This window comes from Streptomyces sp. NPDC004788 (assembly GCF_053601115.1).
Genome location: NZ_JBSGBF010000034.1, coordinates 33380 through 53133, shown reverse-complemented (window position 1 = coordinate 53133; position 19754 = coordinate 33380). Strand labels below are relative to the sequence as shown.

General features: G+C 73.0%; 19 protein-coding genes. 13 read left to right on the top strand and 6 right to left on the bottom strand.

The genetic code is table 11. The features are described from left to right. Nucleotides 1-50 precede the first annotated feature (50 nt). Both ACWEJX_RS17420 and ACWEJX_RS17415 read right to left on the bottom strand, forming a co-directional pair. Nucleotides 51-2123 carry a galactose-binding domain-containing protein gene (locus ACWEJX_RS17420; protein ID WP_451608296.1) on the bottom strand — a complete coding sequence of 691 codons (2073 nt, stop codon included), beginning with the start codon at nucleotides 2121-2123 and terminating at the stop codon, nucleotides 51-53. Between the two features lie 142 nt (nucleotides 2124-2265). Then, entirely contained in the window at nucleotides 2266-2880 is a 615-nt protein-coding gene (locus tag ACWEJX_RS17415; protein ID WP_451608295.1) for a TetR/AcrR family transcriptional regulator, read from the bottom strand. Nucleotides 2881-3101: 221 nt separating this feature from the next. Here ACWEJX_RS17415 and ACWEJX_RS17410 point away from each other — a divergent pair, with 221 nt between their 5' ends. From ACWEJX_RS17410 to ACWEJX_RS17370, 9 genes are all read left to right on the top strand, one after another. Beyond that, nucleotides 3102-5444: a collagenase gene (locus ACWEJX_RS17410; protein WP_451608294.1), complete on the top strand. Its 2343-nt coding sequence runs from the start codon at nucleotides 3102-3104 to the stop codon at nucleotides 5442-5444. A 71-nt stretch (nucleotides 5445-5515) separates the two neighbouring features. Next, nucleotides 5516-6679, top strand: a complete 1164-nt coding sequence (locus ACWEJX_RS17405; protein WP_451608293.1) for an NAD(P)/FAD-dependent oxidoreductase — start codon at nucleotides 5516-5518, stop codon at nucleotides 6677-6679. Beyond that, the gene (locus tag ACWEJX_RS17400) at nucleotides 6676-6987 is read left to right on the top strand and encodes a (2Fe-2S)-binding protein (RefSeq protein ID WP_403790339.1); all 312 of its coding nucleotides are present in this window, start codon (nucleotides 6676-6678) and stop codon (nucleotides 6985-6987) included. Before ACWEJX_RS17405 ends, ACWEJX_RS17400 begins: the two co-directional genes overlap by 4 nt. Before the next feature lie 55 nt (nucleotides 6988-7042). Further along, nucleotides 7043-8440 (top strand): FAD/NAD(P)-dependent oxidoreductase, encoded by a 1398-nt coding sequence (locus ACWEJX_RS17395; RefSeq protein ID WP_451608292.1) that lies wholly within the window; start codon nucleotides 7043-7045, stop codon nucleotides 8438-8440. Between the two features lie 73 nt (nucleotides 8441-8513). Next, the gene (locus ACWEJX_RS17390) at nucleotides 8514-9422 is read left to right on the top strand and encodes a dihydrodipicolinate synthase family protein (RefSeq protein WP_451608291.1); all 909 of its coding nucleotides are present in this window, start codon (nucleotides 8514-8516) and stop codon (nucleotides 9420-9422) included. Nucleotides 9423-9568: 146 nt separating this feature from the next. Beyond that, nucleotides 9569-10573, top strand: coding sequence for a proline racemase family protein (locus ACWEJX_RS17385; RefSeq protein ID WP_451608290.1), 1005 nt, complete (start codon nucleotides 9569-9571; stop codon nucleotides 10571-10573). Next, nucleotides 10570-11634 (top strand): proline racemase family protein, encoded by a 1065-nt coding sequence (locus ACWEJX_RS17380; protein WP_451608289.1) that lies wholly within the window; start codon nucleotides 10570-10572, stop codon nucleotides 11632-11634. The genes ACWEJX_RS17385 and ACWEJX_RS17380 overlap by 4 nt, the downstream gene beginning before the upstream one ends. Continuing rightward, on the top strand, nucleotides 11631-12620 hold the full coding sequence (locus ACWEJX_RS17375) for an ornithine cyclodeaminase family protein (RefSeq protein WP_451608288.1): 990 nt from the start codon (nucleotides 11631-11633) through the stop codon (nucleotides 12618-12620). Before ACWEJX_RS17380 ends, ACWEJX_RS17375 begins: the two co-directional genes overlap by 4 nt. A gap of 40 nt (nucleotides 12621-12660) precedes the next feature. Beyond that, entirely contained in the window at nucleotides 12661-13377 is a 717-nt protein-coding gene (locus tag ACWEJX_RS17370) for a GntR family transcriptional regulator (protein WP_403790350.1), read from the top strand. 58 nt (nucleotides 13378-13435) lie between these two features. Here the strand turns inward: ACWEJX_RS17370 and ACWEJX_RS17365 are convergent, their stop codons facing one another. From ACWEJX_RS17365 to ACWEJX_RS17355, 3 genes are all read right to left on the bottom strand, one after another. Beyond that, the gene (locus ACWEJX_RS17365; protein WP_451608287.1) at nucleotides 13436-13867 is read right to left on the bottom strand and encodes a PPOX class F420-dependent oxidoreductase; all 432 of its coding nucleotides are present in this window, start codon (nucleotides 13865-13867) and stop codon (nucleotides 13436-13438) included. Between the two features lie 102 nt (nucleotides 13868-13969). Beyond that, complete coding sequence (locus ACWEJX_RS17360; RefSeq protein WP_451608319.1) at nucleotides 13970-14515, bottom strand: phosphatase PAP2 family protein; 546 nt, start codon at nucleotides 14513-14515, stop codon at nucleotides 13970-13972. A gap of 79 nt (nucleotides 14516-14594) precedes the next feature. Continuing rightward, nucleotides 14595-15974, bottom strand: coding sequence for a diacylglycerol/lipid kinase family protein (locus tag ACWEJX_RS17355; protein WP_451608286.1), 1380 nt, complete (start codon nucleotides 15972-15974; stop codon nucleotides 14595-14597). Nucleotides 15975-16168: 194 nt separating this feature from the next. Between ACWEJX_RS17355 and ACWEJX_RS17350 the strand changes: the two genes are divergently transcribed. Together ACWEJX_RS17350 and ACWEJX_RS17345 are read left to right on the top strand one after the other, a co-directional pair. Next, a complete protein-coding gene (locus ACWEJX_RS17350) occupies nucleotides 16169-16603 on the top strand; it encodes a GNAT family N-acetyltransferase (protein ID WP_451608285.1) in 435 nt (144 codons plus the stop codon). A gap of 71 nt (nucleotides 16604-16674) precedes the next feature. Continuing rightward, complete coding sequence (locus tag ACWEJX_RS17345; RefSeq protein ID WP_451608284.1) at nucleotides 16675-17241, top strand: hypothetical protein; 567 nt, start codon at nucleotides 16675-16677, stop codon at nucleotides 17239-17241. 22 nt (nucleotides 17242-17263) lie between these two features. Here ACWEJX_RS17345 and ACWEJX_RS17340 read toward each other — a convergent pair whose 3' ends face one another. Then, nucleotides 17264-17722, bottom strand: coding sequence for a Crp/Fnr family transcriptional regulator (locus ACWEJX_RS17340; protein ID WP_451608283.1), 459 nt, complete (start codon nucleotides 17720-17722; stop codon nucleotides 17264-17266). A gap of 396 nt (nucleotides 17723-18118) precedes the next feature. Here ACWEJX_RS17340 and ACWEJX_RS17335 point away from each other — a divergent pair, with 396 nt between their 5' ends. Together ACWEJX_RS17335 and ACWEJX_RS17330 are read left to right on the top strand one after the other, a co-directional pair. Continuing rightward, nucleotides 18119-18874, top strand: a complete 756-nt coding sequence (locus tag ACWEJX_RS17335; protein ID WP_451608282.1) for an amino acid ABC transporter ATP-binding protein — start codon at nucleotides 18119-18121, stop codon at nucleotides 18872-18874. Continuing rightward, the gene (locus ACWEJX_RS17330; RefSeq protein ID WP_451608281.1) at nucleotides 18874-19749 is read left to right on the top strand and encodes a glutamate ABC transporter substrate-binding protein; all 876 of its coding nucleotides are present in this window, start codon (nucleotides 18874-18876) and stop codon (nucleotides 19747-19749) included. Before ACWEJX_RS17335 ends, ACWEJX_RS17330 begins: the two co-directional genes overlap by 1 nt. Nucleotides 19750-19754 lie beyond the last annotated feature (5 nt).

Here is a 19754-nt window from a genome sequence, read left to right as displayed (position 1 = left end):
CCTGCCGGACCGGCGTCCGACAGGCCCCCTCCGTGCGCGCGCTCAGCGGATCAGGAGCGGGTGACCTTCACCTCGTACAGCGAATAACCCCAGCCGGTGCCCCGCCGCTCGCCGTGGATCCGGACGTAGCGGGCCGGCTGCGAGGCGAACTCGGCCGTGTCGTAGCCGCCGTCGCCGGAATCGGTGGACCACGCGGTCCGCCAGTTCGCGCCGTCGTCCGACAGCTCGATCCGGTACGCCCGCCCGTACGCCGTCTCCCAGTCCAGGGTGACCCTGCCGACCCGGCGCTCGGTGCCCAGGTCCACCTGCCACCACTGGTCGTCGTTCCACTCGCTGGCCCAGCGGGAGCCGGTGTCGCCGTCCACGGCGCGGCCGGGCGAGAAGTTCACGAACGGGTTCCACCACTCGCTCGTGGAGGCGGAAGCCGGCTGCCCCGCCGCGAGGTCGACGCCCATCTCGTGCTTCTCGGTCTTCTTCCAGGTGGTCAGGTACGACTCGGCGCCCCGGGACAGCTCGTCCACGACGCCCGGGCCGCCCGGGGTGAGCCGGATCTGCTCGATCCAGTCCGGGACGAGCCCGTTGTGCGCACCGCCGTCGGTGTTGAAGTCCCAGGTGCGCTCACCGGTGACCTGGCGGTCCAGGACCGATCCGCCGTCGAAGCTGCGGAAGGGGTACTTCACGGCGTTCGGGGCGTCCGCGCCGACCGGTGCCGGCCAGCCGCCGACCCCGTTCATGTCGGTGCCGTAGCCGAGCCCGACGCCGTACTTCTTGCGCAGGTCGGCCTTCTGGGCGGCCTCGCCGATGAAGCCCTGCGCGCCGGACATGTACTGGGCGACGAACCCGCCGAGCCCGTACACCCGGTCCGTCCAGTCCCGGTCCATCCAGCTGTGGCTGGAGATGACGCCCGGGTACTCCTCGGCCTCCAGCATGTCCAGGGCGCGGCTCGCGGCCTTGACGCTCATGTGGTCGAGCTCCAGCATCATGCCGCGCTGCATCATGCCCTTCACGGCGTACTCGCCGAGCCTGGTCAGCCCCCGCTTGTTGCACTGGGCGTCGGAGGCGTACGAGGGGACGGTCACCCCGGCCGGCAGCTTCTCCGCCAGCGGGGGCAGGACGGTGGCCAGGCCGATCGGGTTGTCGTGCTGCGGGCCCGCGCACTTCTCGGTGGCCCAGAAGGTGCCGGTCGACAGGAACTGGCCGATGTTCACGGCGACACCGGTCGTGCCGCTGTCGAAGCGGACGCCGCACAGCGCGTTGTCGAACTTGTGGCACAGGAACATGCTGCGCACGCCGAGGCCGTACAGCTCGTCCAGGCCCTTGTCGATGTCGGCCTGCGAGCACTGGGGGACGTCCAGGATCATCTTGCAGCCGAACGGCTCCGAGGTCTCCACGCCCAGGACCACCGCGAGCTTGCCCTGCTCGATCACCGAGCGGGCCTGTGCGGAGTCGGTCACGATGCGGAACCAGCCCTTGCCCGGGCCGCCGTACATCCTGTCGACGTAGTCCTGCAGCTCGTAGCTCTTACGGGCCTCCAGCCGGATGGCGTCCATCTCGTCACAGCCGCGGTCGCGCGGCAGGAGCGAGCAGATCAGGCCGTTGGTCACCAGGTCGTTGACCAGGACCCGCTGCCCGCCGCGCCAGGCCCGCTCGACCCACGCGTAGTAGTTCTGCTGGTGGCTCAGCGACTTGTAGGCCGGCCAGTCCTTGAAGGTGGGCCAGCCGACCGGGTCGTGGTGGCCGTCGTCGCCGCCGGTCAGATGCTCGAAGAGCGCGCCGGAGCCGTCGGGGTAGTGCTCCGGGCAGTCCTTGAGCGCGTCGGCGACGCCGGCCTCGGAGAAGGTCTGGCCGCAGATCATGCGGCCGCCGAAGCCCTCGTTGGACATCAGGTGGTTGTGCGCGTCGATGAAGCCGCGCACCTTGCCCTGGGCGTCGGTCCCGGTGAACGGGGCGCCCGTGACGTTGATCTGCGAGTCGGGAGCGGGCCGGGCGGTCGGCTCCCACCAGTGGCCACCGGTGTCGGCGGCGGGGACCGGCCCCGCGCCGAAGACGACGGTGGCCAGGGCGATGAACAGGGACACCAGGGCGAACCGGCCGCCCGCCCCGCGTCGTGATGGTCGAATCATGTCAGCGATGCCTTCGGTCGGGGGGATACCGGGCTGCGAGCCGCCTGTGGTGTTTCTGTGGGTAACAGGCGGCTCGGGCCGAGGATCGCGGCGATCGCCGAGTGAGTCAAGGGTCCGGGTCAAATGACCTGTTGATGGAGCGTCAGGGTCCGGATCGGCCCTCGGCGCCCTCGATGAGGGCGACGAACTGGTCGGCGGTCGTGTCGAGCAGCGCCTCGGCCGCCCGCTCGTCGCCGAGCACCAGATACTGCAGCGTCAGCCCGTCGATCACCGCCGCGAGCAGTCGCGCGAGCAGCTCCACCGGCGCCTTCGGCGTCACCCCGCGCGCCGCGCACACCTGCTCCACCAGCGTGGTCGCGGACGCCACGTACTGCGCGTACTGCGCCCGCGCCAGATGCTCGAACCCGTCCTCGCGCAGCGCGTACTGGGTGAGCTCGTACGTCAGCATGTGCGCGGCCGGATGCGCCGTCACGTGCTCCCAGTACGACCCGAGCGCCGCCCGCACCGTCTCCCGCAGCGTCCCCCTCGGCTCGACCGCGGACATCACCCGGGACACGTAGCTCCCGGTGATCGACTCGATCGCCGCCTCCAGGAGCGCCTGCTTGGAGTCGAAGCAGTAGTGGAACACGCTCAGCGACACCCCGGCCTCGGCGCAGATCGCGCGCGTCGTGGCGCGCCCCACCCCGTCCCTGGCCATGACCCGGACGGCGGCCTCGACCAGCTGACGGCGTCGTTCGGCCGACGGCATCCGTGCCATGCCTTCCTCCTCGGGTCGTGGTCGGGCGCGGTCAGGTTAACCGCCCGCGGGCGAACCGGTGCCGACGACGCCGAGGAAGAACTGATCGGTGCACAACCCTTGTCAGTGCAATTTCACATTACTATTTTACTCCTCATGCGCTGACGGCTCACATGTCGTCAACTCCCGTACGAGCCAGGGGAGTCGAGAGCGCGTAATCCCCCACGAGGAGACCCAGAACCGTGCGTAGATCCCTGCTCGCCACCGCCATAGCGGCGACCCTCGTCGCCTCCGCCGCACAGGCCACGGCCCAGGCCACCGAGCGTCCCGGCCCCGTCCGGGCCCAGGCGCCCGCCACCTTCGCGCCGATGGCGCCGACCGGCGGCAACCCCTTCGACGAGGTCGACCACCTCGCCAAGGCCACCCCCGCCAAGCCCGCCCCGGCCCCCGCCCCCGGCGGCACGAACGCCAAGCCCCGCGTCTTCGGCCCCGCCACGCCGCAGGCCGCCACGGCCGCGCGGCGCACCGCACCGGCGCCCGCGACGCTCGCCGCCGGCGTCCCCTGCACCCTCGACGGCATCACCGCACTCACGCCCGAGCAGTTCGCGGACTTCCTGGCCGACCCCGCCGTCACCGCCGACGGCTGTCTGCGCACCCTCATCTGGACCTGGGACGCCCGCCTCGCGCCCGTCATGTCCGACGCCCACGTGCAGGCCGTGTCCCACCGGATATCCGCGCTCGCCGCCGGCCACGACGGCCGCAACACCACCCACCTGGAGGAGATGTTCACCTACCTCCACGCGGTCGCCTACCACGACTACTCGCGCGACGAGATCGACATCACCGACGCGCCGACCGTCGACGCCATGCGCCGCGCCATCGCCGACTTCGCCGGCGCCGCCCACACCTTCGACGTCACCGCGAGCAACGCCCGCACCCTGCGCGAGGCCCTCTACGCCGGCAGCGCCCCCGGCCTGCGCCAGTACCAGCTCGGCACCATCGTCAAGGTGCTCGCCACCATGGACGCCGCGCACACCGCCACCAACCAGGACGCCGCCTGGGGCGGCGCCGCCCTCGCCGCGCTCTCGGTCAACTACCTGGGCGTCTACCCGGGCAACCAGGACGCCGCCTTCCAGGCCGCGGCCAAGGCCGACCCCGCCTACCGAGCCACGTTCAAGGCGTTCGCCGGCTACACCCACCTCAAGGGCACGGCCAACGCCTGGGTGGTGCGCGACGCGCTCTCCGAGTACGGCCGCTTCGGTCAGATCGACGGACTCAAGGACGGCATCACCGCGGACCTCGGCGGCCTGCTCGGCACCGTCGAGACGAACTTCGGCTACGGCAGCGAGCCGTGGGGCAAGATCGTCAGCTGGCTCGACCTCTACGGCGCCTGCGCGCCGTACAACGTCTGCAAGGCCGACATCGAGAAGCGCCTCTTCCCCAACACGTACACGTACGACAACGGCGGCATCAAGGTCCGCACCGCCCTCGACCGGGCCACCGTCGACCAGCTCTACTACGCGAGCAAGCAGGTCAAGACGCAGTTCCACCGGGTGCTCGGCACCGACCAGCCGCTGGCCGGCGACCCCAACAGCACCCTCAACATCGTGCTCTACGCCTCCCGCGCCGACTACGAGGTCTACCACCCGCTGCTCACCGGCTACTCCACCAACAACGGCGGCATCTACATCGAGAACGGCGCCACCTTCTACACGTACCAGCGGCGCGTCCCGCAGGACTCCACCCTCACCCTCGAAGAGCTGTTCCGGCACGAGTACACCCACTACCTCAACGGCCGCTGGGCGGTCCCGGGCTTCTTCGGCGAGGGCCCCTGGTACCAGGGCGACCGCACCACCGCCATGGACGAGGGCACGGCCGAGTTCTTCGACGGCGCCACCCGCGACAACGGCATCGCCGTCCGCAAGTCGCTGGTCCGCGGCATCATCAACGACACGGCCGGCGGCGGCCCGCGGATGAACGTGCGCCAGCTGCTGCACGCCACCTACGACGGCGACGGCTTCCGCTTCTACAACTACGCGGGCACGTTCTTCGAGTTCCTGTGGACCGAACACCCGGGCCTGCTGCGCGAGATGTACGCCCACATCCGCGCGAACGACGTCGCCGGCTTCGACGCCTGGCGCGACCGCATGGGCGCCGACGCCAACCTGCAGGCCGCCTACGACCGCTTCCTCGACGCGCAGATCGCCCAGGTCGACCGCCTGTACGTGCCGAACACCACGTTCACGCCCAACGACCAGCTCACGTACTCCACCGTGGCGGGCGTGAAGGCCGCCTTCGCCGGCGCCACGTACAGCAACCCGGACTGCGTCGACAACGGCGACACCGGCAAGCGGCGCTTCATCTGCACCGGACGCATCACGGCCAACCTGACGAACTGGAGCAGCGACGACCAGAACTTCAAGGACATGTCCGAGACGGTCGACTACTTCATCCTCGACCGCGCCGCGGAGTCCCGCCTGAACAACCTGGCCGACATGAACTGCAGCTTCGGACCGATCGACATCTGGTCCAACCACGCCGCCGGCACGTCGAGCTACCGCTGCGAGGGCCCGCTCCGCAGCTGACCGCCCCTCATGTTCCCGCCCAGGCCCGTGAGGGCCTGGGCACCGTCAAAAGAATGTGACATATTACTGCCGTGCCCAAGAGACACTCCCTGGACGCCGTGATCATCGGTGCCGGCGTCGTCGGAGCCGCCTGCGCGTACTACGCGGCCCGCTCCGGCCTCTCCGTCGCCGTCGTCGACCGCGGTCCCGTCGCGGGCGGCACCACGGGTGCCGGGGAAGGAAACCTGCTCGTCTCCGACAAGGAGGCGGGCCCCGAGCTCGACCTCGCGCTGCTGTCCACGAGACTCTGGCGCGAACTGTCCGACGCACTCCCGCCGGACATCGAGTACGAGCCGAAGGGCGGTCTCGTCGTGGCGCCCGACGAGACCACCCTGAAGGCGCTGCGCGCCTTCGCGGAGGGCCAGCGGACCGCGGGCGTCACCGCGACCGAGATCGAGCCGCAGCAGCTCACCACCCTCGAACCGAACCTGGCCGAGGACCAGGCGGGAGCCTTCCTCTACCCGCAGGACGCCCAGGTCCAGCCGGCGAAGGCGGCGGCCCGGCTCCTTGCCGCGGCCCGGATCCCCACGTATCTCGGCGAGGAGGTCACGGAGATCCTCCGTGACCCCGCCGGGGCCGTCCGGGGCGTCCGCACCCCGCGCCGCGAACTGCTCGCGCCCGCCCTCGTCAACGCGGCCGGCACCTGGGGCGGCGAGATCGCCCGCCTCGCGGGCACCCGGCTCCCGGTCCTGCCCCGACGGGGCTTCGTCCTCGTGACGGAGCCGCTTCCCCGTGTCGTACGGCACAAGGTGTACGCGGCGGACTACATCGCCGACGTCGCCAGCGGGTCGGCGTCGCTGCAGTCCTCCGCGGTGGTCGAGGGAACGCCCGCCGGCCCGGTCCTGATCGGCGCGACCCGCGAACGCGTCGGCTTCGACCGCACGCTGTCCCGCGAGGCCCTGCGCCGCCTCGCCGCCCAGGCCGCCGCGCTCTTCCCGGTCCTGGCGGACGTCGACGTGATCCGGACCTACCACGGATTCCGCCCCTACCTCCCGGACCACCTCCCGGCCATCGGCGCGGACCCCAGGGTCCCGGGCCTGCACCACGCGTGCGGCCACGAGGGCGCGGGCATCGGTCTGGCCCCGGCGACGGGAGCGCTGGTCGCGGCCGGGCTCACGGGGGCGGAGCCACCCCTGGACCCGACGCCGTTCCGCCCGGACCGCGCGTTCGACACCCACGAAGGAGCCTCCCAGTGACGACCCCACGCGACCTCGTGGGCGGCGCCCCGCACCGCACGTACACGCTCAGCTTCGACGACCGTGAACTCCCCGTCGCCGAGGGGCAGTCCATCGCTGCCGTGCTCTGGTCGGCCGGCATCGTCTCCTGGCGCACCACCCGCACCACCGGCGCGCCGCGCGGCGCGTTCTGCGGGATCGGCCAGTGCTACGACTGCCTCGTCACCGTCAACGGCCGCGCCAACCAGCGTGCCTGCCTCGTCCCGGCCCGCCCGGGCGACTCCGTCACCACCCAGGAGGGAACCGGCCGTGCCGCACTCGGCTGCTGAACCCGGCGCTGACCCCGCCGTCGATCCCGCCGTCGATTCCGTCCTCGATTCCGCCGTGGATACCATCGTCGATCCCGCCGTCGGTTCGGCCGTCGACCTCGCCGTCGTCGGCGCGGGCCCGGCGGGTCTGGCCGCCGCCGTGACGGCCGCCGACCTCGGCCTGCGGGTCGCCCTGCTGGACGCGGGCGCCCGCCCCGGGGGCCAGTTCTACCGGCACCCCGCGCCGGAACTGGGCGCGGCGCGCCCGCAGGCGCTGCACCACGAGTGGCGGGCCTTCACCTCCCGCGTACGGCGCCTCGACGCGCACCGGAAGGCGAAGCGCGTCAGCTACCGTCCGTCCCACCAGGTGTGGGCCGTCACGCCCGAATCCAGCGGCGCCCTGACCGTCCACGCGCGCACGGACGAGGACACCGCGACGGCCGTCACCGCCCGTGCCGTCCTCCTCGCCACCGGCGCGTACGAGCGTCAACTCCCCTTTCCTGGATGGACCTTGCCCGGCGTGGTCGGCGCCGGCGGAGCGCAGGCCATGCTCAAGAGCGGCCTCGCGCTCCCGGGTCGCCGGATCGTCGTGGCCGGCAGCGGCCCGCTGCTGCTCGCGGTCGCCGCGTCCCTCGCGAGCGCGGGCGCCCGCGTCCCGGCCGTGGCCGAGGCGTCGGCGTACGGCGGCTACGCGCGCCACACCGGCACCCTGCTCCGCAACCCGGCCAAACTCCTCGAAGGCGCCCGCTACGGCTCGGCGCTCCTGCGCCACCACACCCGCCTCCTCACCCGCCACGCCGTCGTCGAGGCGCACGGCTCCGACCGGGTGGAGGCCGTCACGGTCGCCCAACTCGACCGGGAGTGGCGGCCGGTCCCGGGGACGGGGCGCCGCATCCCGTGCGACGCGGTGGCGGTGGGCCACGGGCTGGTCCCGGAGCTGTCCCTCGCGACGGCCCTCGGCTGCGCGACCCGCACGACCCCGGACGGCACGATCGCCCTGGAGCTCACCGAAGACCTGCGCACGTCCGTGCCGGGCGTCTGGTCGGCCGGCGAGACGGGCGGCATCGGCGGCGCACAACTCGCGCTCGTCGAAGGAGAGTTGGCGGCCCACTCGATCGCCGGGCACACCGAGGCGACCGACGCCCTGCGTCACCGCCGCACGCGCCTGCGCGCCTTCGCCGACGCGATGGCCGCCGCGCACCGCCCCGGCGCCGGCTGGACGGACTGGGTGAGCGCCACGACGGACGTGTGCCGTTGCGAGGAGGTGCCGGCGGCCCGCATCCGGGAGGCGGTCGACGAGCTGGGCGCCCACGACGCACGCACCGTCAAACTGCTCACCCGTGCGGGCATGGGCTGGTGCCAGGGCCGGATGTGCGGCCCGGCGGTGGCGGCTCTCTCGGGCGACGGCCCGGCGCCCGACCGCAGGCCGTTCGCCTGCCCGGTACCGCTCCGCCACCTCGCGGACCTCCCGTAACCCACCCCGTTCGCGGTCTTGTGACCGCCCTGCGTCTATCAGTAAAATGTCACACACTACAAAGGAGTTGTTGATGAGCGTCCCCACCTGGAGCACCACCCGTCCCTGGCGCGGCATCATGGTCGCCACCGCCCTCCCGCTGCGCGAGGACCTGTCCGTCGACTACGACGCCTATGCCGAGCACGTCCGCTGGCTGATCGACAACGGTTGCGACGGAGTCGTACCCAACGGCTCCCTGGGCGAGTACCAGACCCTGAGCGACGAGGAGCGCGCCCGCGTGGTCCGCACGGCGGTGGAGGCGGCCGGTGACGGGGCCCGGGTGATGCCCGGCGTCGCCGCCTACGGCAGCGCCGAGTCCCGGCGCTGGGCCGAGCAGGCCGCCGAGGCGGGCGCGGGTTCGGTGCTGCTGCTGCCGCCGAACGCCTTCCGGGCCGACGAGAGCGCCGTGCTCGCGCACTACGCGGAGGTCGCCGGGGCCGGCCTCCCGGTCGTCGCGTACAACAACCCGATCGACACCAAGGTCGACCTCACCCCGGCCCTCCTCGCCCGGCTGCACTCCGCGGGCCACATCGTCGCCGTGAAGGAGTTCAGCGGCGACGTCCGCAGGGCCTACGAGATCGCCGAACTCGCCCCGGAGCTCGACCTGTTGATCGGCGCCGACGACGTCCTCCTGGAGCTGGCCCTCGCCGGGGCCGTGGGCTGGATCGCCGGTTACCCCAACGCCCTGCCCGCCTCCTGCGCCGAGCTGTACCGCGCCGCCGTCGCCGGGGACCTGGCCACCGCGCTGCCGCACTACAAGTCGCTTCACCCGCTGCTGCGCTGGGACTCCAAGACGGAGTTCGTGCAGGCCATCAAGTTGTCGATGGACATCGCGGGCCGCCCCGGCGGAGTCACCCGCCCGCCCCGCCACCCGCTGACCGGCGCGGCGGAGACCGCCGTACGCTCGGCGACCGAGAAGGCCCTGGCCGACGGCCACCACTGACCGACCGGCCGGCCGGCCCCACTGACCGGCCGGCCGGCCGAACTCATCGACCGACCCGACCTGACTGCTCCGACCCGACACCGATCCGACCCAACCGACCCGACCCGACCCGACACCGACCCGACCGACGCGACCGGGGGAGACCCATGCGTACCCGTCACATCTTTCACGCGGTGGACTCGCACACCGAGGGCATGCCCACCCGGGTGATCACCGGGGGAGTCGGGGTGATCCCCGGCGCCACGATGGCCGAGCGGCGGCTCCACTTCATCGAGCACCTGGACCACCTCCGCACCCTCCTCATGTACGAGCCGCGCGGCCACGCCGCCATGAGCGGCGCCATCCTCCAGCCGCCGACCCGCCCCGACGCCGACTACGGCGTGCTGTTCATCGAGGTGTCGGGCCTCCTGCCCATGTGCGGCCACGGCACGATCGGCGTCGCGACCGTCCTCGTGGAGACCGGCATGGTGCCCGTCACCGAGCCCGTCACCACGGTCCGGCTCGACACCCCGGCCGGCCTGGTCAGCGTGGACGTGCGGGTCGAGGACGGCGCCGCGACGGCGGTCACGCTCACCAACGTGCCCGCCTTCAGCGTCGGGCTCGACCTCAAGGCCGAGGTCCCCGGCTTCGGCACCGTCACCTACGACCTGGCGTACGGCGGCAACTTCTACGCCTTCGTCGACCTCGACTCCCTGGGCCTGCCCTTCGACCGGGCCCGCAAGCAGGACCTGCTGGCCGCCGGTCTCGCGCTCATGGACGTCGTCAACGCGGGCCCGGACCGCCCGGTGCACCCGGAGGACCCGGCCGTCGCCGGACTGAAGCACGTGTACCTGGCCGCCCCCGGCTCCGACGCGCGCCGCTCGCGGCACGCGATGGCGATCCACCCCGGCTGGTTCGACCGCTCCCCGTGCGGTACGGGCACCAGCGCGCGGATGGCCCAGCTGCACGCGCGCGGGGAGCTCCCGCTGCACACCGACTTCGTCAACGAGAGCTTCATCGGCACCGAGTTCACCGGCCGGCTGGTCGGCGAGACGACGGTCGGCGGCCGGCCCGCCGTCGTGCCGACCGTCACCGGCCGGGCCTGGCTCACCGGCACCGCCCAGTACTTCCTCGACCCGACCGACCCGTTCCCCGGAGGCTTCCTGCTGTGAGCACCGTGCACCCCCCGGAGGTGCGGACCACCGACTACCAGACCGCGGGCGAACCCTTCCGGATCGTCGACCTCACCGCCGCCGACGCGCCACTCCCGTGCCCGCCCGGCGACACCGTCGCCGAACGGCGCGCCAACCTGCTCGTCCCCGGCGGCGACGGCACCGCCCCGCGTCCCGGCCTGCCGCAGGAGGAGCTGCGGCTGCTCCTCGCGCGGGAGCCACGCGGCCACTCCGGCATGTACGGCGGACTCGTCGTGCCGCCGGACGACGACGGCGCCCACTTCGGCGTGGTGTTCTGGCACAAGGACGGCTACTCGACGGCCTGTGGCCACGGCACCCTCGCCCTCGGCGCCTGGGCGGTCGACTCGGGCCGGGTCGCGGCGCCGGACGACGGGGACGCCCAGGTCCGCATCGACGTGCCGTCCGGCCGGGTCACCGCCACGGTGCACCGGGCCGGCGGCCGCACCACCGGCATCACCTTCCGCAACGTCCCGGCCCGCGTCACCGGCCGCGGGGTGAAGGCAGACACAAGTCTCGGCCGGGCCGAGGTGGACCTCGCCCACGCCGGCGCCTGCTACGCCTCGCTCCCGGCCCGCTCCCTCGGCCTCACCGTGGACCGGGCCGCGCTGCCCGAACTCGTCCGCGCGGCGGGGGAGATCAGGGCCGCCCTCACCGGCCACCCCGCGACCCTGCATCCCGACGGTCCGCTGCTCTCGGGGGTGTACGGAGTCACCCTGTACGAGGAGCTGCCGGAGACCCCGGCCGGGCCGCGCCAGCGCAACGTCACCGTCTTCGCCGACGGCCAGATCGACCGCTCGCCCTGCGGCTCGGGCACCTCCGCCCGGCTCGCCCTCCTCGCCGAGGACGGAGTCCTGACGGAAGGCCGGGAGCTCACCCACGAGTCCGTCGTCGGCACGGTCTTCACCGGCCGGATCGTCCCCGGTGCGGCCGGCTCGGCGGACGGCCTCGTCACCGAGGTCACCGGCAGCTCCCACCGCACCGGCGAGCACCGCTTCACGCTCGACCCGGACGACACCCTCGGCACGGGATTCCGCCTGTGACGGCCGACCTGCTCCACCTCGACGCCCCGGCCGTACGACGGCTGCTGTCCCCGGCCGGGGCGGTCGACGCCCTCGCCGAGGCGCTCCGCGCCGGCCTCGACCCGGAGACCGGACCGCAGCGGACCACCCTGCCGGTGCCCGCCGGCGAACTGCTCCTCATGCCCGCGGCCTCCGGGTCGTGGGCCGGGGTGAAGATCGTCGGAGTGGCGCCGGACAACCCGGCCGCCTTCGGGCTGCCCCGCATCACCGGCAGCTTCCTCCTCCTCGACGGCCCGACCCTGCGTCCGGTCGCCCTGCTCGACGGCGCCGCCCTCACCACTCTGCGCACCCCTGCGGTCTCGGCCCTGGCGATCCGTCACCTCACCTCCGCAGAGGGCGAGTTGAGGCTCGTGCTCTTCGGCTCCGGACCGCAGGCGTACGCGCATCTCGAAGCCGTCCTCGCGGTACGGGACGTGGCGGAGGCGGTGGTCGTCGCCCGCGACCCGGAGCGCGCCCACCGCGGCGCCGAGCGGCTCGCCCTGCACGCCTGCGACCTCGGCGTGCCGAAGGCCCGTACCGGCACGGCCGAGGACGTGGCCGGCGCGGACCTCGTGCTGTGCTGCACCACCGCCCGTATGCCCCTCTTCGACGGGCGGCTGGTGACGCCCGGCGCGACGGTCGTCGCCGTCGGCTCGCACGAGCCGGACGCCCGCGAGACCGACACGGCGCTCGTGCGCCGGTCCGCCGTGTACGTCGAGTCGCGCGCGGCGGCCCGGCGCGAGGCCGGGGATCTGCTGATTCCCGAGGCCGAGGGGGCGATCGGCCCGGACCACATCGCCGGCACCCTCGCCGATCTGGTCGCCGGCCGGGCGGCTCCGCCGGATCCGAAGGTGCCGCGCCTGTTCAAGAGCGTGGGCATGGCCTGGGAGGATCTCGCGGTGGCCGTCGCCGTGTACCGCGCGGCGACCCAGGTCGGTGCGGCGGCGGGCGGCGACAGCGAAACGTGACATTGTACGCTGTGCCTCTGCGAGTTATCGGAGGATCAGCGTGGGTGACCTGAAGCAGCACAGTCTCATCAAAGCCCAGGAGCGGCTGCGCGACCAGGTCGGTCACGCCCTGCGGGCCGCCCTGATAGCGGGTGAACTCCGGCCGGGCAGCGTCTACTCGGCGCCCGGGCTCGCCGCCGAGCTCGGGGTGTCGGCCACACCCGTGCGCGAGGCGATGCTCGACCTGGCGCGCGAGGGCCTGGTCGAGCCGGTGCGCAACAAGGGCTTTCGGATCACGGAGGTGAGCGAGCGCGAGCTCGACCAGTGCACCGAGCTGCGCATGCTCATCGAGGTGCCCACGGTCGGCCGGGTCACCGAACTCGCGAGCCGCGAACAGCTGGAGGAGCTGCGCCCGCTCGCCGACGAGATCGTCACGAAGGCGCGCGAGCACGACCTCATCGGCTATCTGGAGGCGGACCGGCGCTTCCATCTCACCCTGCTCGGACTGGCCGGAAACGACCGGCTCGTCGAGACGGTGAGCGATCTGCGCAAGCGGTCCCGGCTCTACGGGCTCACCGGGCTCGACGAGGCCGGCAAGCTGGTCTCCTCGGCGGAGGAGCACCGCGAGCTGCTCGAGCTGATGATCGCCGGCGACCGCGCGGCCGCCGAGGCGTGCATGATGCGCCACCTCGGCCATGTGCGTTCGCTGTGGGCCGAGGCCCGCGACGAACCGGTCGAGCGCCCGGCCGGCCGCCTCGGCCCGGTCCGCAAGGGCTGAGCCGCGGCTCGCAGGGACCACCAGAGGCCCCACGAGACGCGAGAGGCCTCCAGGGACCTCAGCGGATGCGCTGCCCGTAGACCCGGTCGACCGTCATCCGCATGAGGACCCGCCGGTCGGCGACCATCGCCGCCCGGTACTCGTCCCAGTCCGGGTGCTCGCCGGCGGCCAGCCGGTAGTAGTCCACCAGGGCCTCCACCTCCGGCCCGTGCGGGTCGGTCCCGGGCCCGGTCAGGGTCACCGTGCCCTCGGCGGTGGCCCAGGACCAGCCGTCCGGGGCGGTCACCTCCAGGGCCGCCCGCGGGTCGCGCCGCAGGTTCGCCGTCTTGGCGCGGCCCTCGGTCATCGACACGTACAGGGTGTCGGTCTTCTCGTCGAAGTACGGCATCACGGGTGAGAGCTGCGGGCGCCCGTCGGCCTTGAGGGTCGCGAGGACGCCGAGCCGGCTCTCGGCGAGCAGGGTGCGGGGATCGAACGATGCGGAAGTCATGTCCGCCTCCAAGCCCGGTACGGCGTCGATCTGTTCCCCCTCGATCCTGGAAACGTCAGGATCCGGCCACCGCTCACCTCCCGATGGTAAGCGCCGCGTCCCTCACCCGCGCAGACGGTCGAGCGGCCGGTCACCCCACGGCGCCGCGTCGACGACCGCCAGGGCGGCCGCCGCGCTCGCGAGGCCGACGACGGCGCCGGCGGCGACGTCGCCGGGATAGTGCACGCCGGTGTGCACGCGTGAGTAGCCCACGGCCCAGGCCAGCATGCCGAGCGGGAGCGCCGCAGCCGGCAGCTCCATCCCCACGGCCGAGGCGAAGGCGACGGCCGAGGCCGTGTGCCCGGACGGGAACGACGCCGAGGTCGGCATCCGCACCTGCCGGTCCACCGACACCCGCGCCGCGTCCCGGTCCGGCCGGGCCCGCCGCACCAGCCGTTTGCCCAGCAGGTTCGTGGTCGCCGAGGCCAGCGCCACGGCGCCGAGACCGACGGCGGCGGCCCGGCGCGGGCGGCGGCCGGCGAGGGCGAGGGCCGCGGCGACGGCCAGGGAGATCTTGGAGTGGTCGGCCGCGTTCGACAGCCGGCGCAGCCCGCGGTCCAGGGCCGGGGTGGGTGTCGCGGCGACCGCCGCGTACACGGCGCCGTCCATGGCGTGCAGATCGGAGAGCACCGCCCGCAGCGCGGACGTGTCCTCCGGGGCACCGGGCGGTACGGGCGGCACGGGTGACTCAGTCACGGGACTCTCCTTCGCCGACAGCGGCTCCGGTGGCTTGTCGTCGGTCGCGGTTGAAGGCCAGGGCGGCCACCCGGCGCCAGGACAGGGGCTCGCTCGCCGGCATCGAGCCGGGCCGGTCGCGGGGCACGAGGACGCGCAGCGCGCGGGGGCGCAGGGTGCAGACGACGGGCGTCGGCATCGTCAGGGCCTCGCCGTCCACCGCCACCGGCATGGTCCCGGCGTCGGCGGTGACCTCCACCCGCCGGGCGGTCAGCACGTTCAGACCGGCGGACTGCGTGCCGCGGACCGCGAGCGCGGCCGCCTGGGCCGCGCCGTCCACCCGGATGCCGATCACACCGAGCCTGCCGCTGTCCAGGCGGGGCCGGAAGCCGCCGCCGAGCGGATCGGGGGAGTCGTACGGATTGTTGCTGACCAGCAGCGCCTGCTGGCCGGGCAGCCGCGCATGGTCGGCCGCCGCGTCCAGGCGGCGGCCCGCGCCGCCCGCGAGCAGGTCGGGCAGCAGGCTCAGCGCGGTCTCCGCCTTGGCCGCCCGGTACTCGGGGCGCTGCACGACATCCGCGTACACCCCGAACGAGACCGTGTTGACGAACGGCCGGCCCGCCACGTCGCCCAGGTCGACCCGCAGCTCCTCGCCGTCGGTCAGCGCGTCGAGACAGCGCGCCGGGTCCGTGCGGTCGAGCCCGAGGTCCATCGCGAAGTGGTTGCGGGTGCCGGCGCTGATCACCAGGAACGGCAGATCGTGCTCGGCGGCCACCGCCGCCACCAGCGCCTGGGTGCCGTCGCCGCCCGCCACCCCGAGCAGGTCGGCGCCCTCGGCGACCGCCGTACGGGCCAGCTCGGCCACGTCCGTGAACTCCCCGTCGGGGCCGGGGCCGAGCACGACCACCTTGGCGCCGAGTCGTTCCGCCTTCTCGACGAGCCCGAACCGTTCGACCTTGCCGTCGCCCGACTTCGGGTTCATCAGGAGCACCGGCCGTCGGGGGCGCACCGCGGGCACCGGCCGGCGCGCGCGCTCGGAACGCCGCAGCGCCATCCGGGCGCAGCCGAGGGCCACGGCCCACAGCGCCAGCGCGACCATGGCGGTCGACCACAGACCGCCGTGGATGTAGAGGTAGAGCAGGGCCGCCGGCGCGGCGATCGCCAGCAGGGCGCCGAGCAGCCGGGTCAGGCCGCGGTGCGCCAGGAACCACCACACGCCGGCCGCACCCAGGCACAGCGCGGCGAGGCCGCTGACGAGGATCACCAGACCGGCGCCGCCGAACGGCACGAACAGACCCACGACCGACGCCACGGCGGCGAGCAGCGCGCACCGCGCGAAGAACCGCGCCCGCGCTTCCGCCCGTACGCCCGCCCGTGCCCCACCACCGTTCACAGTCCGCCGCCTTCCCGTGCCGGCCGCCCCGCATTCCTCACGACACCGCAACGTTCACGGCCCCAGCCTGGTGCCTCTCGCCGGGGTGCACCGCTCGCATCGGGCCGACCGGGTGACGGCGTGCTCTCGCCAACGTCCGCGTGTCCGACCGCATACGATTGTGGCAGGGGCCGATTGACGACAAGATCGCTGGGATGCGTGATGAAGTGAAGCTCTGTGACGGCGTCGTCGTCCTGTCGCCCGTGGACCCCGCGCCGGCCCGGACCGACGAGCCGCCCGCGCGCTGGCGCCCGCACGGCCCCGCGCTGACCTTCGCCATCCGGGCCGGACGGCCGGTCGGCACCGTCGAACTGCGCCCGGCCACCACCGGGTTCGCGGGCGGCGACGTCGACCTGGCCTTCGCCCTCCACCCGGACGCCCGCGGCCGCGGTTTCGCCGCCCGGGCCGTGCGGCTGGTGTGCGACCACGCCCGTACGGTGGGCGCCCGCCGGGCCGTGATCCTGGTGCCCGCCGGACACACCGACGCGGCCGCCGTGGCCCGCCGGGCCGGGTTCGCCCGCCGGGGCCAGATCAGCCACGCGGACGGCACCCTGTCCGACTGGTACGTGCGCGAACTCGTACGGCCCTGAGGCCGCCGCGGTTCCACCGACCGGTCGCGCCCGCGGTGCCGGAGCCGTACGGCCTCACTAGCGTCGGCACCATGACCCACACCCCCCTCGCCCCCGCCGCCCGCGCCCGGGCCCCGCGCCGTCTCGCGCTGTCCGCCGCCGCGCTGGCCGCGGCCGCCGGGCTGCTCGCCGCCGCCCCCACCCCCGCCCACGCGGAGCAGGTGGTGGTGGACCACTTCGACGAGACCCACACCCAGACCTACGACGCGCCGCTCGAAGGCTGCCTGCCCGCCGACCTCGTCGGCTCCGTCACCCTCACCGAGCACTCCGTCGGCAAGGTCGTCCGGGCCGGCCGCGCCCTGGTCGTGACCGGCCTGAACAACGTCGACTTCCGCATGACGCTGCCCGACGGGCGGACCGTGCGGAGCGACGTCGACTACGACCGCTTCAACGTCGTCCTCACCGCCCCGCACCACACCGTCGAGAGCACCGACACCCTCGACGAACGCACCATCCGCGCCGCCGACGGCACCCCCGTCGGCACGCTCACCATCAAGGAGCGCCGGCGGATCGTCTACGAGGACGCCAACCTCAACGGCATGCCCGACCCCGGCGAGGTCACCGTCGACCACACCAGCTTCCGCCTCGCCTGTGGCTGAGCGGCGGTCCGCCGGGCCGGGCTCAGGCCATGATCCCGCTGCCGTGCGGCGCGTACAGGTCGAGCAGCCGCACCCGCGTCACGTGGAGGCGGTGGGCGAGGATCTGGCCCACCCAGAACATCACGGAGGCGCCGAACTCGGGGTCCGTGCGGCACATCGACCGCACGGCCGTGGCGTCGAACTCGTACGCCCGTACCGGCGTCATCGCCTCCGCGCCCGACTGGCACAGATACGGCGGGAACAGCCACGACAGGCCGACCAGTTCGCCGTGCCGCAGCGTCTCGATCACCGGCCGGCCCCGTCCCGGCACCCTGGCGTCCAGGGTGACCGCGCCCGTCTTGACGATCCAGAACCGGTCGGCGTGGTCCTGCTCCTCGAAGAGCCGGTCACCGGATTCGAAGTACACGTCCTCCGCATAGGCCATGAGGCGTTCCCGGTGTTCGGCCGGCAGGGTGCTGACCTTGGGTGCGGCGGTGGTCATGGCGGGCCTCCTCGGGCCGGTCGGATGCGACGCGCCCCCCTCCGCCTCCAGTGTCCGCCCGCCCCGGTCCGTACGCAGTCAGCCGGCGCCGGACGGGGCACGGGCGGCGGACGGACTCACACGGAAGCCGTACGGGCACTACGGACGGTGGCGGCCGGTCACCCTCCGTCCGGCGTGAGCCGCAATCCACCACCCCCCCGGCACGAAGGGTGCCCCGCATGGCAGCCAAGCCCGCCGTCGTCCTCGTCCACGGATTCCGGGGCGGCGCCGGGGTGACCGCGCCCCGGCCGCCCTCCGGGCGCGGTCGGCCCACTCCGGCGTGCGCCTTTCCGGTGCAGGGCGGAGCATGAACCTCAGAAACAGCGGCCAGCGGGGGAGGGGACCCAGGAGGGAGCCATGCCCGTCCCGGACGGCGGGGACGAACTCGTCGTACTGAAAGACGTCGACAAGCACTTCGGCCCGCTCCACGTGCTCCAGTCCATCGACCTCACCGTGCACCGCGGAGAGGTCGTGGTGGTCATCGGGCCCTCGGGGTCCGGCAAGTCCACGCTGTGCCGCGCCATCAACCGCCTGGAGACGATCGACTCCGGCACCATCACCGTCGACGGCAAGCCGCTGCCGGCCGAGGGCCGCGCACTGGCGGCGCTCCGCGCCGACGTCGGCATGGTGTTCCAGTCCTTCAATCTCTTCGCGCACAAGACCGTGCTCGACAACGTCACCCTCGGCCAGATCAAGGTCCGCAAGACGGACCGCAAGAAGGCCGAGCAGCGCGCCCGCGCGCTCCTGCAGCGGGTGGGCGTCGAGACGCAGGCGGCCAAGTACCCGGCACAGCTCTCCGGCGGCCAGCAGCAGCGCGTGGCGATCGCCCGCGCGCTCGCCATGGAGCCGAAGGTGATGCTCTTCGACGAGCCGACCTCGGCCCTGGACCCGGAGATGATCAACGAGGTCCTGGAGGTGATGCAGCAGCTGGCCAGGGACGGCATGACGATGGTCGTCGTGACGCACGAGATGGGTTTCGCGCGTTCGGCGGCCAACCGCGTGGTGTTCATGGCGGACGGCCGGATCGTCGAGCAGGCCACCCCGGACGAGTTCTTCAGCAATCCGCGCAGCGAGCGCGCCAAGGACTTCCTGTCGAAGATCCTCAAGCACTGATGGGTAGGACCATGAACCCGATCAACACCCCACGCGCCACCCGAAGGCTGACCCTGGCCGTGGCCGCCGCCGTCGTGCTCTCCTTCACCGGCGCCGCGTGCAGCAGCGACAACGGCAACAGCGGCGGAGGCGGCAGCGAGAACAAGAAGGTCACCATCGGCATCAAGTTCGACCAGCCGGGCATCGGACTCAAGACTCCCAGCGGCGCCTACACCGGCTTCGACGTCGACGTCGCCACGTACGTCGCCAAACAGCTCGGCTACGACCCCAAGGACATCGAGTGGAAGGAGGCGAAGAGCGCCGACCGCGAGACCCTGCTGCAGCGCGGCGACGTGGACTACATCGTCGCCTCGTACTCGATCACCCCGAAGCGTGAGGAGAAGGTCGACTTCGCCGGCCCTTACCTCCTCGCCCACCAGGACGTCCTCGTCCGGGCGAACGACAACTCGATCACCAAGCCGTCCGATCTGAACAACAAGAAGCTCTGCTCGGTCACCGGCTCGACCTCCGCGCAGAACGTCAAGACGAAGATCGCGCCCAAGGCCCAGCTCCAGGAGTACGGCGGCTACTCCGAATGCCTCACCGGCCTGGAGAACGGGGTCGTCGACGCCCTCACCACCGACGACTCGATCCTCGCCGGCTACGCGTCACAGCCGCAGTTCAAGGGCAAGTTCAAGCTCGCCGGCTTCAAGCTGAGCAACGAGAACTACGGCATCGGCGTCCAGAAGGGCGACACCGAACTCAAGGACAAGATCAACAAGGCCCTGGAGAAGATGGTGGCCGACGGCTCCTGGCAGGCCGCCGTGAACAAGAACTTCGGCCCGGCCGGATACAAGAACGAACCCGCGCCGAAGATCGGCGTGGTCGTCACCTGAGCGGG